This window comes from Bradyrhizobium sp. Ai1a-2, from assembly GCF_000426245.1.
GTDB lineage: Bacteria > Pseudomonadota > Alphaproteobacteria > Rhizobiales > Xanthobacteraceae > Bradyrhizobium.
Map to the genome: position 1 here is coordinate 164,931 of NZ_AUEZ01000002.1, position 13,997 is coordinate 178,927.

Here is a 13,997-nt window from a genome sequence, read left to right on the forward strand (position 1 = left end):
GAGGGATGGACAGACTTTTGGTGATTTGCCCGTCGGGTCGTTGTGTCGCACCCAAACTAACCACATCGTCATTGCAAGCGGAGCGACTTGTCCGCCGTAGCTCAACGAGCGAAGGCGGAAGCAATCCATAGCGCCGCAAGCGGAGGCATGGATTGCTTCGCTCCGCTCGCGATGACGGGGGCCGTCATTCACGTCTCACGAGCGCCCGGGTAAATTACCCACCGCCATCTTGCGGTCGGCCCAGGTCTTGAGATCGCCGACTGTCAGCATCTTCAGGAACGGATTGGCATTGACCAGCTTCTCGCGGGTGGTCCGGCCTGTCGCGTCGGCGGCGGCCATGAGCGAAGCGGCGTCGGCGTTTTCGGCTGCGGTCAGCAACGCCACCGCACCTGCCGGTCCGGCAAAATGCACAAGGTAGAGAGAGCCTGGCGTGATCGGCAGGCCGCGCTTGCCCAGCATCGCGGCATTTTGCTCGATCGTGCGCGCAGTGATTTCCCGGGCAAGTCCGGCATCTCGGCGCAGCTCCAACACTTCCTTGTCGCTGCGTCCCTGGACCAGATCGCGTCGATGTCTTCGCACGGCTTCGAGCCATGTGTCGTCGAGAAACTGCGCGGCTCCGGTCGCACTCGAGCGCTTGTTTTTCGCATTCGGGTCGCCGTTCGATTCCGCCGTGACGATGCGCTCGACCAGCGCCGTGATCGCGGCCTGATCGATCGATATGTCCTTCAACGGAACGTCGCGAAACCAGAACAGGCTAGCCATGATGGCCAAGGCAATCGCTGTCGCGAGCACGATGGCAATCGCTTCCACCGACCACCACGGCCGCGCCGGCACAATGATCCGTCGCTCATCCGGGGCAAGCGGCCTGATCTCATCAGCACGGCTTGCCGGCTTCGAAATGGGCATGGGCTCGGGCACGGATTTGGGCACCGACTTGGGCATAGACCTGGGCATGGGATGCCGCGGCGTGCCGTCACCCACGCCTTCGAAGGCAAAGGATTGTTGCGCTAGGTTTGACATCCCAGTGGCAGGCTCAATGCTTTAAACAGGCCGTCAAAGGCGCCGGGCTCACAGGACTTCGCCTCGACCGCCGGCTTTGAACGCGTGGTCTTCGCCGCTTCCTTGGCGATGTGGCGCTTGGGCGGATCCTTAGGCAGATGCTTGGCCAGATCCTTGGACGAATCCTTGGGTGAATCCTTGGCCAGGTTCCTGGTCAGGTCTTTGGGCCGAGGTTTCGGCAGCACGACAGCAGCAGGCTTTTCGGCCGCAACGACGCGCGCGGGCTCCTCGACAATGGTCGCAGATTCCTGTGCGGCGACGACGGCGGGTTGAACCGGCGGCACGATCGGTTCGGGCGAGAAAATCTGCTGAGCCGATGCCTGCTGTTGCGCGTGCGGCAATTCGAGCCGGTCCGCCGCCGTCAGCGTATCGCCAGAGGCGGCAAAGGCCAGGGTTGTTTGAACAAACCGCGCATCGACAGGCTTCGTCACGCGCGGCGGAGTCTGGCTCTCCATCACCGCAAGCGTACCGAGGCCAACAAGGATGAGAACCGCCCTCATCTGATCTCGCGTTTCGGAGCAAAATCGTCGATCGCGCCCGGCGGAACACGATCCCGGACAGCGGAGATCAAGGCTAGGTTTCAATGAGGCGGCTTGGCGGCGGAAGCGAACACCTCAGAGCAACAACCGGAAAAGATCAGGGATTAAGGTTAACGTTGAAGCGATATTCTTCGCTCGCAGGAGGCGATCTGCGACGTTTGGGATGCCTTGCCTTTGCCATCTCCGCGCTGCTTGACTCACATCGAAGCCCTCGCCGGCGACGCGGCACAAACCCTTTTGTGCCGCGGCCCAGACCCTTGCAACGAGGCATGAGCGATACCGCGCCTCACGGCACTGGAGTTGCCGAGGCGCGTTGTCCTATTACGTACCGGGCGTTTTGATGACGAGCTTTATGTTCAAGAGGTTGACGCCCTTGAACGGGTTTGGCGCGCTTTCGATAGTACCCGTGCCCGTAGCGTTCGCATACGCACCCGTGCCCGAGAGGACCGTATATTCGCCCGTCGACTTTCCGTCCTTGACTGCGCCGGTATAACGCGCCGTGATCGAGCCGTCCTCGAACGTGTAGGTGCTGTAGCCGAAAAAGGATCCCGAGCCTTTGAGCATGTCTGAGGAATTGACGAACTCTTTCACTCCGATACGGCCGTCCTTGAAGACGGCGACGCCGAACAATTTGCCGGACGCGATCGTCTGGCCTTCGATGTTTGCTGCCTCCGTTACTTTGAAATCGATCGGCTTCGTGACGAGCTTGAACTCAAGCACCTGCTCACCAGCGAGAGCATTCGAAGCCGCGGCGGCGGCAAGCGCGGCTGACAAAAAATAGGAAGCGGAGCGCATTCGCATGGTTTCCCCTCCAAAATAAACGAAAAATAACGTCACGCTTTTGCGGGACGTCAATTTCTAGCACAACCACAGGGAGAAATGGGCCAGTGGTCCTGACGTGGATCTTTGTTTCCTGAAAGCGAAGCCCTCGCCGGCCCGGGCCCTTCAGCCTCGCAGGCTGGGCAAAGGCGCGGCAGCGCCGTGCCCACCTTCCGCACTCTGCTCGCGATGGTGGGCGCGCTTCCGCCTTCGCTCTTCGAGCTCCGGTGGACAAGTCGCTTTGCCCACCCCACGAATTCTGGGAGGTCATCACGCAAGGATCTCAGGCCTGCCGCTCACTCCGGCAGGCCCGCTTTGCGCAAGCCCTCGGCAATGCGCTGAAACTCGGCAAGGAAGATGACATTGTCGGACCACCCGTTGCCATCCTGCAACCAAAGGGCAACCGTGTAATTCGGTCTGAGCCGACGGAGCTCTGCGACAGCGGCTTGAGCTTCACGCTCGTGTCCAGTCAGCGCACTGGCGGCGGCGAGGTCCGCATAGGCAATCCAGAAGGGCCTTACCGCGATGGATCGGCGGCACCAATTGATCGCTTCTTCATATTGCCCCAGATGGATGTGTGCATGGCCGATGTAAAAGTACCAGGTGCCCAACAGCGGATCACGCGGACTGAGCTGAATTGCCATCTGAAGCGGACCAAATGCCTCCGCGGAACGGCCGACGCGGATCTTGGCGGCACCGAGTGAGCCATGGGCCGGGGCGAGGCTGGGATTGATCGCGATTGCCTCCTCGTACTCACCGACCGCGGCTTCAACGTTCCGACCTCTGGCCCGCTGGATTTCTCCCCTCACAAAATGCGCCATGGCGTCACTGGGAAACTTTGACAGGACCTGGCCCACAGCGCTCTCGGCACGCTGCAGCTGGTCCGCCGGCGTGTCGCTCCAGCGGTAATTGACCTCCATTGCCAGAGCATCTGCCAGGCCCACCAGCGCCTTGGGGAAGCCGGAATCGATCTGAAGCGCGCGCTCGAACAGGGCGCGCGACTGCGCCAACTGCTCGCGCGAATAGGGTTGGTTCAGCACGGCCCACCCGCGCATCGTAAGATCGACTGCGTCCGGCCTGTTCGGTCGCGCAACCTCCGCGTCGCGGCTCTCCTGGTTGATCAGTTCGAGGTCAAGCCGCCGGGCCAGCCGTCCTGTGATGATATCCTGAAGTTGCATCGACCTGGACCAGTCGCCGTCGACACGCTCCGACCAGACCTCGGCGCCGGTCCGGGCATCGATCAGCCGGGCATTGATCCGAACCATCGTCTCCGTCCTGCGAAGACTGCCGTCGAGAACGTAACGAACGCCGAGTTCGCGGCCAGCGCGCTTTGGATCGACGTTCTTGTAGGCACGGGCCGTATTGGGTGCGATCACGAAACTGTCCTGGATCCGTGAGAGATCGGCGCTCAGATCGTCAGTGATGCCTTCCGCAAAGTAATCCTGCTCGGGCTCATTGCTTAAATTGGTGAATGGCAGAACGACAATGGACAAGCGATGTTCCGGCGGCTGCGGCTCGCCTCGACGATACCAATAAGCCGCACCGCCGCCGGCCATGAGAAGGACCAGTGCTGTCATCAGGGCCGTTCGTACGTGCTGTGCACCAAGCATCCGCTGCAGGCGCAGCGGCAAGCGACCAATCGGAGACGACACCTTCGGCGGCGTGTCCGGCGACGGGGACCGTGAGCTCGCCGCTGTATCGTTCGGCCCTATTCGATAGACGCGCACCGGCCGGGCTATATTCTTGAGCTGCTGCTCGCCGGTGTCCTCCAAGGGAATATCGAATTTACCCCGCGCATCCTCCTCTACGCGCGCGGACACACAGACGCCTCCTGGTTCGGCGAGCGCCTGCAAGCGTGCCGCCACGTTGACGCCATCACCGAAGATGTCACCTCTCTCGATGACGACGTCTCCCTGATGAATACCGATCCGAAACTCGATGCGCTTGTCCTGGGGCACCGCTGCATTTCGCTCGGCCATGCAGCGTTGGACCTCAACGGCACAGCGGAGGGCGTCGATTACGCTTGCGAACTCGGCCAGCAGGCCGTCCCCGGTGGTCTTGACGATACGGCCGCGATGCTCTGCAATCCTGGGGGCCACAAGCTCACGGTGGAGGAGCTTGAACTGGGCAAGGGTGCCCTCCTCGTCGGCGCCGATCAGACGGCTATAACCCGCGACGTCTGTAGCCAGGATCGCCGCGAGCCTACGTCGGACTCGCTCCCGCTCCACGCCCAGTCCTCCTCAGGAGGTACCTGCTGGAGATTACCACAAGTTCCCGGCCCCGCGATATCGGCTTTCCGCGGCTCATGAAGGTCGAGCGGACATGGTCGGAGTATGCGAACGCATTCGAGCATTTTCGGTTGTGATTGAATCACCACCGAAGCTCTAGCCTCGCAGGGTGGGCAAAGCGCAGGGTGCCCACCATCTGACGGCGTGCTCGGAATGGTGGGCACGCTGCGCTTTGCCCACCCTACGATTTCGCTCTTTCATTCCGGGGCGATGCCAAGCATCGAGCCCGGAATGACGGCGGTGTGCGTGGCCGAAGGAATGGCGGATTACGCTTTGCGCATTCGCTCTTCGAGCGAGGACGCAAAGCTAATCCGCCCTACTGCCTTCAGCCCGCGACTGCGGCCGGGATGTCGCGCTGGCGCTTCATGACGATCTTGTTGAGGGCGCCGAGATAGGCCTTCGCCGAAGCCACCAGGGTGTCGGGATCGGCGGCGCGGGCGGTCATCGAGCGGCCGTCCTGGGTGAGGCGCACCGAGACTTCGGCTTGCGCGTCGGTGCCTTCGGTCACGGCGTGCACCTGGTAGAGCTCGAGCTTCGCATCGTGCGGCACCAGCCGCTTGATGCAGTTGAAGACGGCGTCGACCGGGCCGTTGCCCTCGGCTTCCTCGATCCGGGTCTGGCCGTCGACATCCAGCTTCATGGTCGCGCGCTGCGGGCCATGGGTGCCGGCGATGACGGTCAGCGAGGTCAGCTTGATGCGGTCGTACGCGGCTGCGATCTCCTCGTCGAGCAGCGCCTCGATGTCCTCGTCGTAGATGTCCTTCTTGCGGTCGGCGAGCGCCTTCATCCGCGCGAACGCATCTTCCAGCTGGTTCGGGCCCAGTTTGTAGCCCATCTCCTCCAGCTTATGGACGAAGGCATGGCGGCCGGAATGCTTGCCGAGCACCAGCGAGGACTGCTTCAACCCGACCATTTCGGGCCGCATGATCTCGTAGGTGGAGGCATCCTTCAGCACGCCGTCCTGGTGGATGCCGCTCTCATGCGCGAACGCGTTACGGCCGACGATCGCCTTGTTGTACTGCACCGGGAACGACGTCGCCGCCGACACCAGCTTGGAGGCGCGGGTCAATTGCGTGGTGTCGATCTTATTCCAGTACGGAAACTTGTCGTTGCGCACATTGATCGCCATCACGATCTCTTCGAGCGCGGCGTTGCCGGCACGCTCGCCGATGCCGTTGACGGTGCACTCGACCTGACGCGCGCCGCCGACGACGCCGGCCAGCGAGTTCGCCACGGCCATGCCGAGGTCGTTATGGCAGTGGACCGAGAAGATCGCCTTGTCGGAGTTCGGAACGCGCTCGATCAGCGTGCGCATGAAGTGGGTGTATTCGTCCGGCGTCGTGTAGCCGACGGTGTCGGGGATGTTCACCGTGGTGGCGCCGGCCTTGATCACGGCCTCCACGATGCGGCAGAGAAAATCCATCTCGCTGCGGGTGCCGTCCTCGGCCGACCATTCGACGTCGTCGATCTGATTGCGGGCGCGGGTGACGTTGGCGATCGAGGTTTCGATCACCTGCTCCGGCGTCATGTTCAGCTTCACGCGCATATGCAGCGGCGAGGTCGCGATGACCGTGTGGACGCGGCCGCGCTTGGCGAATTTCACCGCCTCGGCGCAGCGGTCGATGTCCTTTGGATGCGCCCGCGACAGACCGGCGATGACCGCATTCTTGGAGCGGCGGGCGATCTCACTGACTGCCTGGAAGTCGCCTTCTGACGTGATCGGGAAGCCGGCCTCGATGACGTCGACGCCCATGTCGTCGAGCAGCTCGGCAACCTCGAGCTTTTCCTCGAACGTCATGGTGGCGCCGGGGCACTGCTCGCCATCACGCAGCGTGGTGTCGAAAATGATTACGCGGTCCTTCTCGGACTTGTTGGCGGTGGTCATCTGCAAAGTTCCTTTGGGTCGGTCGCGCTATCTTATCACTGAGCGCTGAAGGGTTTCTGGTGTTCTCACGCAACCCCTGAGTGCCCAGGCGCAAATGCCCAGACGGCCCTCAGGGGCCGATAAGAAGCAGAAGCCCGCCAAGGAGGGTCGGCAGCGACGCAGCCGGAATCGCAGGGACAGCCTTTGCCGTTCCCGTCAGAATTCCATCGTTTTCGCTGCGAATCAGCATTGCCGGTACCCTTCGGAGGCCAAAATCCTCGGTCAAAACCGTTGACGGTTGGTTGCCGGGGCCACCTCCGGCGCTGTTTCTAAACGAAGAGAGCGGCTGGCCGCAACGGTAAAAAGATGGTCAGTGGAACTGACCTAATTGCCGCGAGGCATAGAATGCCGGCGTCGTAGGATGGGTAGAGCGAAGCGAAACCCATCATCGCTCCACAATGCCCAAGGTTGATGGGTTTCGCTTCGCTCTACCCATCCTACGGGAGTGCCCCGGAATGACGGCGCAGAGCTACTTCGCCTTCTTCCCCGCCTTGCCCTTGCCTTCCGCCAGCAGCGCCTCGCGGACGCGCTTGAATTCGCTGCGCTCGGAGTTGTCGACCTTCGGGAAATGCAGATCGAGCTTGTCGAGCGCGCTGACGATGGTGGAGCCGATCACCACGCGGGCGAACCATTTGTGGTCGGCCGGCACGACGTACCAGGGCGCGGCGCGGGTTGCGGTATGGCGGATCATGTCCTGGTAGGCGGCCATGTAGCGCGGCCACAGCGCGCGCTCGTTGACGTCGGCCATCGAGAACTTCCAGTTCTTCGATGGCTCCTCCAGCCGCTCCAGGAAGCGCGCGCGCTGTTCCTGCCTCGAGACATTGAGGAAGAATTTCAGGACCACGATGCCGTTGCGCGCGAGGTAGCGCTCGATCGCGGAAATATCCTCGAAGCGTTCGCGCCAGATGTTCTTGGTCACCAGCCGCTGCGGCAGCTTCTCCTTGGCGAGGATTTCGGAATGCACACGCACCACCAGGCATTCCTCGTAATAGGAACGGTTGAAGATGCCCATGCGGCCGCGCTCGGGCAGCGCGATCATCGAACGCCACATGAAATCGTGGTCGAGCTCCTTGGACGACGGCTCCTTGAACGAGGTCACCTCGCAGCCCTGCGGATTGACGCCCTCGAACACGCTCTTGATCGCGGAGTCCTTGCCGGCCGCATCCATGCCCTGGAAGACCAAAAGCAGCGACCAGCGGTCCTGGGCGTAGAGCTTCTCCTGGAAATCGTTCAGCCGCTTGCGATTGGCCTCGATGATCTCTTCGCCCACGACCTTGTCGATGCCGCCTTTCTCATTGGTCTTGAGCGATTTGAGATGAAAGTGGTCCGATCCGTCGACACGGAATGGCTCCACGAAAGGTTTCAGCTCGTCGGCCAGCAGCTTCGATTTCTTGCCCATGGGCCCTTTCTTACCTGCTCAGATGCATCTCGATGAAAGCGGTGACGAAGCGCGGCATCGCGGCGGTCAGGTCGCCGGCATCCCGCACCAGGCAGATCGCCGCCAGTTCGGGGTCTTCCTGCAAGGCAAGATTGCTTTCGATCCGCGCGCGCAAGGCATCGCCGGGCATGTCGACATACAGGATCCGCATCATGGCGATGGCGACACCGGTGAAGACACAATCCCAGTGCCCATCGGGGCGGTAGTCGGCGGGGGTGAGCCCGGTCTCCTCCTCCACTTCGCGCGCGACGCTGCCGGCGATGTCGAGCACGTCGCCCCTGATGTCGTCGAGATCAGGCGTGCCCGACGGGAAGTAGACCCGTCCGGGGTTCGAGGTGTGGTGGCCCATTTCGCCGAGCACGAACGCGCCGTCGCTTGCGAGCAGCGCGCCCATGCCAAAGCCGTTGAACACGCCCTCGTCTGGATAGCCCCAGTCGCGCCAGGCGAGGAAGCTCGCGAAATCGGTCTCGAAATAGCTCGCGGTCAAGCGCTCGCCTTCGAACGTGGCACTGCGTCCGAGCAACACGCGACCGTTCCAGAGGCTCGGCCGTTCGCGCTGCTCCTTGGCGAAATGAGCATCGATCTCGGCGCGCCGCTCTTGTGCAAACGGCCACGCCCATGGCTGCACCTTCAGATCAAGCGAGGTGACGCGGTGAATGGAGGGTGGCGTCATCGACCGGGGCTTACTTCGAACCCGTGCCGGTGGTCTTCTTCGCCTGTTCGACGAAGCTGTTGGTGTAGGTCTTGCTGACGTCGATATTGGCCTTGGCGACCTCAGGCGAACCTTCGCTGAACACCGCCAAGACCGCATCCGCGCCCTTCGGGTCCATCTTGCCGGTCTCCGAATACATCGGGATCGTGTTCTTCAGTGCGGCGAGATAGAGCTCCTTGTTCTTGCCGACCATCGCCTCGGGCATCTTTGCCATGATGTCTTCCGCCGAATGCGTATGGATCCAGGCGAGCGTGGCGAGGATCGCATTGGTGAGCGCCTGCGTCTCCTTCTCGTGCGACTTGACCCAGGCCGCGGTCGAATAGAGCGCGCCGCCCGGATATTCGCCGCCGAACACCGCCAGCGTGTCATGCTGGGTGCGGGTGTCGCTCAGGATCTTCAGGTCGGGATGGCTGCCCTGCAGCACGGTGACGGAGGGATCGAGCATCACGGCAGCATCGATCTGGCCTTGCTCCATCGCCGCGACCGAAGTCGCCCCCAGGCCGACGCCGATCACGGCAGCGCTGGCGGGATCAAGGCCGTTCTTCTTGAGCAGGTATTTCAGGAAGAAATCGGTCGACGAGCCGGGCGCGCTGACGCCGACCTTCTTGCCGGCGAGGTCCTTGATCGAGTTGATCTCGCCAGTGTGCTTCGGCGACACCACCAGCACCAGGCCGGGATAGCGGTCATAGACCACGAAGGCCTGCAACTCCTGCCGCTTGGCGGCGAGGTTGACGCAGTGATCGAAATAGCCGGAGACCACGTCGGCGCTGCCGCCGAGCACCGCTTTCAGCGCGTCCGAGCCGCCCTTGAGATCGACCAGCTCGACCGCAAGCCCTGCCTTCTCATATTCGCCGAGCTGCTTGGCGAGCACCGTCGGCAGGTAGCACAGGCAGGCGCCGCCGCCGACCGCGATCGTGACCTTGCTTTGCGCTGCGGCAAGAGATGACGTCAGCACCAGCGCCAGCAGCGCGCCGGCCAAGTGGCCAAACAGTTTACTCATCGACTTTCTCCATTCCGTTGGCCGCAGGATAAGGCAGCGCGCGGGCCTTGAGAAGCTCCGCCGTCATTGCGAGGCTTTGCCCACCCTACGCTTCGCGCGCCGCCGCTGGTCGCCAAACCAATAGCCGCCGTTCCACCACAGTCACGGCCATGTCGATCAGTATGACGAAGGCCGACAGCACGAACATGCCGGCGAATACGCCGGCGACGTCGAACACGCCCTCCGCCTGCTGGATCAGATAGCCGAGGCCGGCGGCGGCGCCGAGATATTCGCCGACGACGGCGCCGACCACCGCAAAGCCCACCGACGTATGCAGCGACGAGAACATCCACGACAGCGCCGAGGGCCAATAGACATGCCGCATCAATTGCCGCTCGCTCATGCCGAGCATGCGGCCATTGTCGAGCACGGTCGTGCTGACTTCCTTGACGCCCTGATAGACGTTGAAGAACACGATGAAGAACACGAGGGTGACGCCGAGCGCGACCTTGGACCAGATGCCGAGGCCGAACCATAGCGCGAAGATCGGCGCCAGCACGACGCGCGGCAGGGCGTTCGTCATCTTCACGTAGGGATCGAACACGGCGGCGACGCGCGGCTGGCGCGCGAACCAGAAGCCGACCAGGATGCCGAGCGCCGAGCCGATCACGAAAGCGAGGATCGATTCCCACAGCGTGATCGCAAGATGCTTCCAGATCACGCCGCTCGCGAACCAGTTAATGATCTGGCTGAAGACGTCGATCGGATTGGAGAAGAAGAACGGCGGCAGCAGGATGCGGCCGAACAGCGGCACGGTGGTAAAGACCTGCCACAGCGCCAGCACGACGACGGCGACCAGGACCTGGCAGAGCAAAAGCGCGGCGCGGGACATCAATTGGTTCCCCCGGCTTGTGTTGATTGCGCGTAACCTTTCATCACCTCTTCCTTCAGCACGCCCCAGATCTCGCGATGCAGTTCGTGAAACTGCTTGTCCAGCCGCACCTCGAAGATGTCGCGCGGGCGCGGCAGCTCCACGCGCCAGTCGCCGATGATGCGCGAGGAAGGGCCGGCCGACATGATGACGACGCGGTCGGCGAGCGCGATCGCCTCCTCCAGGTCATGGGTGACGAACAGCACCGCCTTGCGGTCGGCGGTCCACAATTCGAGCAGGAGATTGCCCATCACCTGCCGGGTCTGGGCATCGAGCGGGCCGAACGGCTCGTCCATCAAGAGGATTTTTGGATCGCGGATCAGGACCTGCGCGAGGCCGACGCGCTTGCGCTGGCCGCCCGAGAGCATGTGCGGATAGCGGTTCGCGAAGGCTCCAAGCCCGACCGAGGTCAGCCAGGCCTGCGCCTGCTCCAGCGCCTTCTGCCGCGGCGTGCCCTTGATCTCGAGCCCGATCGCGACATTGTCAATCGCGGTCTTCCAGGGGAACAGCGCATCGGCCTGGAACAGGTAGCCGGCGTCGCGGTTCAATCCGGCGAGCGGCTGGTCGAAGATCGTGACCGCACCCGCGGCCGGCTTGAGGAGGCCGGCGGCCACGTTCAGCAGGGTCGACTTGCCGCAGCCGGTGGGGCCCACGATCGCGACGAATTCGCCATGCGCGACCGCAAGACGTGCCCTCTCGACGGCGGTATAGACACGGGCATCCGCGAGGCGAAACGCCACCGTCGCATCCTCGAGCGCCACCGCCGTTGGCTTGGCCTTATCCATGGCCTGGTTCACCACGTTCCCTCCCTGGTCGGGAGGATGCCTTAGCCTCTCGTGCGGACAAGTTCAACGCAGCATCGTGACGTGCTAGTTGATCTGGGATCTCCCAAAATGGGGGCCGCAGCGCGAGGTTTGAACGGCATTGTCCAACGGACCACTCATTGCCTACACCAACGTCGGCAAGACCTTCTCCAACGGCGACGTGGTCGCGGTCGACGACGTCTCGCTTGATGTCGCCGAGGGCGAGTTCCTCGCGATCGTCGGCGGCTCCGGCTCGGGCAAAAGCACCCTGCTGCGGCTAGCCAACCGGCTGATCGAGGCCGACAGCGGCAGCGTCATGGTCGAAGGCGAGGACGTGCGCAATGTCGATCCAATCCGCTTGCGGCGGCGCATCGGCTATGTGTTCCAGAGCGGCGGGCTGTTTCCGCATCTTGCCGTCGGCGCCAATATCGGCATCACGCCGAAGCTGCTCGGCTGGCCAGCGGCGGAGATCGCAGCGCGCGTCGACGAACTGCTCGAACTGGTGCAGCTCGACGGCGCGCAATATCGGGACCGGTTGCCGAATGAGCTCTCCGGCGGCCAGCGCCAGCGCGTCGGCGTCGCGCGGGCGCTCGCCGCACGGCCCCGCATCGTGCTGATGGACGAGCCGTTCGGCGCGCTCGATCCCCTCACCCGCGACGCGCTCGGCGATGATTTCCGCGAGCTGCATCGCAGACTCAAATTGACCACGGTCATGATCACCCATGACATGACGGAAGCGCTGCTGCTCGCCGACCGAATCGCCGTCATGCACGAAGGCAGGCTGCTCGCACAGGGAACGCCGGCGGAGCTTTCCGAGAGCACCGACCCTTACGTCGAAAAACTCCTGCACACGCCGCGGCGGCAGGCGGAACGGCTCGGCAAATTGCTGCCAGGGGACGGCGCCGCATGAGCCTGTTTTCCGATCAGCGCTGGAGCGAGGCGCTCGCGCATCTGCCCGATTATCTCGGCAACCACGTCCGCGTGAGCCTCGCTGCGCTTGCGCTCGGGCTCATCGTCAGCCTGCCGCTGGCGATCATCGCACGCAACCGGCCGGTGCTCCGCGGCGTGCTGCTCGGCTTTGCCAGCATCGTGCAGACCGTGCCGGGGCTCGCGCTGCTGGCGCTGTTCTATCCGCTGCTATTGGTGCTGGCGGCGCTGACGGCGTCCTGGTTCGGCTTCGACTTCTCCGCGTTCGGATTTTTGCCGGCGGTGCTGGCGCTCGCGCTCTATTCGATGCTGCCGGTGCTGCGCAACACGATCACCGGCCTGTCCGGCGTCGACCCGGCGCTGACGGAGGCGGCGCAGGGCGTCGGCATGACAGAGCGGCAATCGCTGTTCATGGTCGAGTTGCCGCTGGCGCTGCCGGTGATGATGGCGGGCATCCGCACCGCGGCAGTCTGGGTGATCGGCACCGCGACGCTCTCGACGCCGATCGGGCAGACCAGCCTCGGCAATTACATCTTTGCGGGGCTGCAGACCCAGAACTGGGTGTTCGTCGTGTTCGGCTGCCTCGCCGCCGCTGCACTTGCGCTCGCGGTCGACCAGCTCCTGGCGCTGATCGAGAACGGCCTGCGCCACCGCAGCCGGCTTCGCGCCGCGCTCGGCGCCGTCGGCATCGCGGCGCTGGTCGCAGCGACGCTGGTGCCGACGATGGCGCGCTCGGCGTCGAACTATGTCGTCGGCGCCAAAACCTTCACCGAGCAATATGTGCTGGCAGCCCTGATCGCGCAGCGGCTGAATGCGGACGGGCTTTCCGCGACCACGCGCGCCGGCCTCGGCTCCAGCGTGATCTTCGATGCGCTCAAGGCCGGCGACATCGACGTCTATGTCGACTATTCCGGCACGCTGTGGGCCAACCAGTTCCATCACACCGACGTCAGGCCGCGCGAAGAACTTCTGGCCGACTTGAAGTCGATCCTGGCGAAGCAGGACATCACGATGCTCGGCGAGCTCGGCTTTGCGAACGCCTATGCGCTCATCATGCCGAAGCAGCGCGCGGAAGCGCTCGGCATCCACACCATCGCCGATCTCGCCGCGCTCGCACCCTCGATGTCGATCGCCGGTGATTACGAATTCTTCTCGCGACCGGAATGGGCCGGTATCAAACAGACCTACGGCCTGTCGTTCCGCACGCAGCGGCAGATGCAGCCAGATTTCATGTATGCCGCGGTCGCTTCAGGAGAAGTCGACGTGATCGCCGGCTACACCAGCGATGGGCTGATCGCGAAATATGATCTCGCGGTGCTCGGCGATCCCAAGCACGCGATCCCGCCCTATGACGCGGTGATGCTGCTGGCGCCCAAGCGCAAGGATGATGCAAAGCTACACGCGGCATTGCAGCCGCTGCTCGGACGCATCGACATCGCCGCGATGCGGGAAGCAAACCTGCGCGCGGCCGGCAATGATGGCTCCTCATCGCCTGATGCCGTCGCGCGCTGGCTGTGGGAGAAGATCGGGAAGAAGTGACGGCTCTGTCGTTGAGGAGCCAACGGATCCCGCCTTAGG

General features: G+C 63.4%; 12 protein-coding genes. 2 read left to right on the top strand and 10 right to left on the bottom strand.

Translation table 11 applies throughout. From position 1 onward, the window contains the following. Positions 1-195: 195 nt before the first annotated feature. The 10 genes from K288_RS44420 to K288_RS0102285 form a co-directional block, all read right to left on the bottom strand. Positions 196-906 carry a lytic transglycosylase domain-containing protein gene (locus K288_RS44420; protein WP_244443035.1) on the bottom strand — a complete coding sequence of 237 codons (711 nt, stop codon included), beginning with the start codon at positions 904-906 and terminating at the stop codon, positions 196-198. Positions 907-1,007: 101 nt separating this feature from the next. Then, on the bottom strand, positions 1,008-1,490 hold the full coding sequence (locus K288_RS0102240) for a hypothetical protein (protein ID WP_152535347.1): 483 nt from the start codon (positions 1,488-1,490) through the stop codon (positions 1,008-1,010). 429 nt (positions 1,491-1,919) lie between these two features. Beyond that, positions 1,920-2,393: a hypothetical protein gene (locus K288_RS0102245; RefSeq protein ID WP_244443036.1), complete on the bottom strand. Its 474-nt coding sequence runs from the start codon at positions 2,391-2,393 to the stop codon at positions 1,920-1,922. Positions 2,394-2,713: 320 nt separating this feature from the next. Next, a complete protein-coding gene (locus K288_RS0102250; protein ID WP_027578111.1) occupies positions 2,714-4,645 on the bottom strand; it encodes a tetratricopeptide repeat protein in 1,932 nt (643 codons plus the stop codon). Between the two features lie 385 nt (positions 4,646-5,030). Next, complete coding sequence (locus tag K288_RS0102255) at positions 5,031-6,590, bottom strand: 2-isopropylmalate synthase (RefSeq protein WP_027578112.1); 1,560 nt, start codon at positions 6,588-6,590, stop codon at positions 5,031-5,033. 508 nt (positions 6,591-7,098) lie between these two features. Continuing rightward, on the bottom strand, positions 7,099-8,028 hold the full coding sequence (locus K288_RS0102265; protein WP_027578113.1) for a polyphosphate kinase 2 family protein: 930 nt from the start codon (positions 8,026-8,028) through the stop codon (positions 7,099-7,101). Between the two features lie 10 nt (positions 8,029-8,038). Then, positions 8,039-8,740 carry an NUDIX hydrolase gene (locus K288_RS0102270; protein ID WP_027578114.1) on the bottom strand — a complete coding sequence of 234 codons (702 nt, stop codon included), beginning with the start codon at positions 8,738-8,740 and terminating at the stop codon, positions 8,039-8,041. A gap of 10 nt (positions 8,741-8,750) precedes the next feature. Next, a complete protein-coding gene (locus K288_RS0102275) occupies positions 8,751-9,779 on the bottom strand; it encodes an ABC transporter substrate-binding protein (protein WP_027578115.1) in 1,029 nt (342 codons plus the stop codon). Positions 9,780-9,864: 85 nt separating this feature from the next. Further along, positions 9,865-10,650, bottom strand: a complete 786-nt coding sequence (locus K288_RS0102280; RefSeq protein WP_027578116.1) for an ABC transporter permease — start codon at positions 10,648-10,650, stop codon at positions 9,865-9,867. After that, a complete protein-coding gene (locus K288_RS0102285; RefSeq protein ID WP_027578117.1) occupies positions 10,650-11,474 on the bottom strand; it encodes an ABC transporter ATP-binding protein in 825 nt (274 codons plus the stop codon). Before K288_RS0102285 ends, K288_RS0102280 begins: the two co-directional genes overlap by 1 nt. A gap of 139 nt (positions 11,475-11,613) precedes the next feature. Here K288_RS0102285 and K288_RS0102290 point away from each other — a divergent pair, with 139 nt between their 5' ends. After that, positions 11,614-12,402, top strand: a complete 789-nt coding sequence (locus tag K288_RS0102290) for an ABC transporter ATP-binding protein (RefSeq protein WP_027578118.1) — start codon at positions 11,614-11,616, stop codon at positions 12,400-12,402. Further along, a complete protein-coding gene (locus K288_RS0102295; protein WP_027578119.1) occupies positions 12,399-13,958 on the top strand; it encodes an ABC transporter permease/substrate-binding protein in 1,560 nt (519 codons plus the stop codon). The genes K288_RS0102290 and K288_RS0102295 overlap by 4 nt, the downstream gene beginning before the upstream one ends. Positions 13,959-13,997 lie beyond the last annotated feature (39 nt).

Coding starts and splice junctions, on each gene's coding strand:
- K288_RS44420 (WP_244443035.1), bottom strand. CDS start 906: ATGCCCATTTCGAAGCCGGCAAGCCGTGCTGATGAGATCAGGCCGCTT.
- K288_RS0102245 (WP_244443036.1), bottom strand. CDS start 2,393: ATGCGCTCCGCTTCCTATTTTTTGTCAGCCGCGCTTGCCGCCGCCGCG.
- K288_RS0102255 (WP_027578112.1), bottom strand. CDS start 6,590: ATGACCACCGCCAACAAGTCCGAGAAGGACCGCGTAATCATTTTCGAC.
- K288_RS0102265 (WP_027578113.1), bottom strand. CDS start 8,028: ATGGGCAAGAAATCGAAGCTGCTGGCCGACGAGCTGAAACCTTTCGTG.
- K288_RS0102270 (WP_027578114.1), bottom strand. CDS start 8,740: ATGACGCCACCCTCCATTCACCGCGTCACCTCGCTTGATCTGAAGGTG.
- K288_RS0102275 (WP_027578115.1), bottom strand. CDS start 9,779: ATGAGTAAACTGTTTGGCCACTTGGCCGGCGCGCTGCTGGCGCTGGTG.
- K288_RS0102280 (WP_027578116.1), bottom strand. CDS start 10,650: ATGTCCCGCGCCGCGCTTTTGCTCTGCCAGGTCCTGGTCGCCGTCGTC.
- K288_RS0102285 (WP_027578117.1), bottom strand. CDS start 11,474: ATGGATAAGGCCAAGCCAACGGCGGTGGCGCTCGAGGATGCGACGGTG.
- K288_RS0102295 (WP_027578119.1), top strand. CDS start 12,399: ATGAGCCTGTTTTCCGATCAGCGCTGGAGCGAGGCGCTCGCGCATCTG.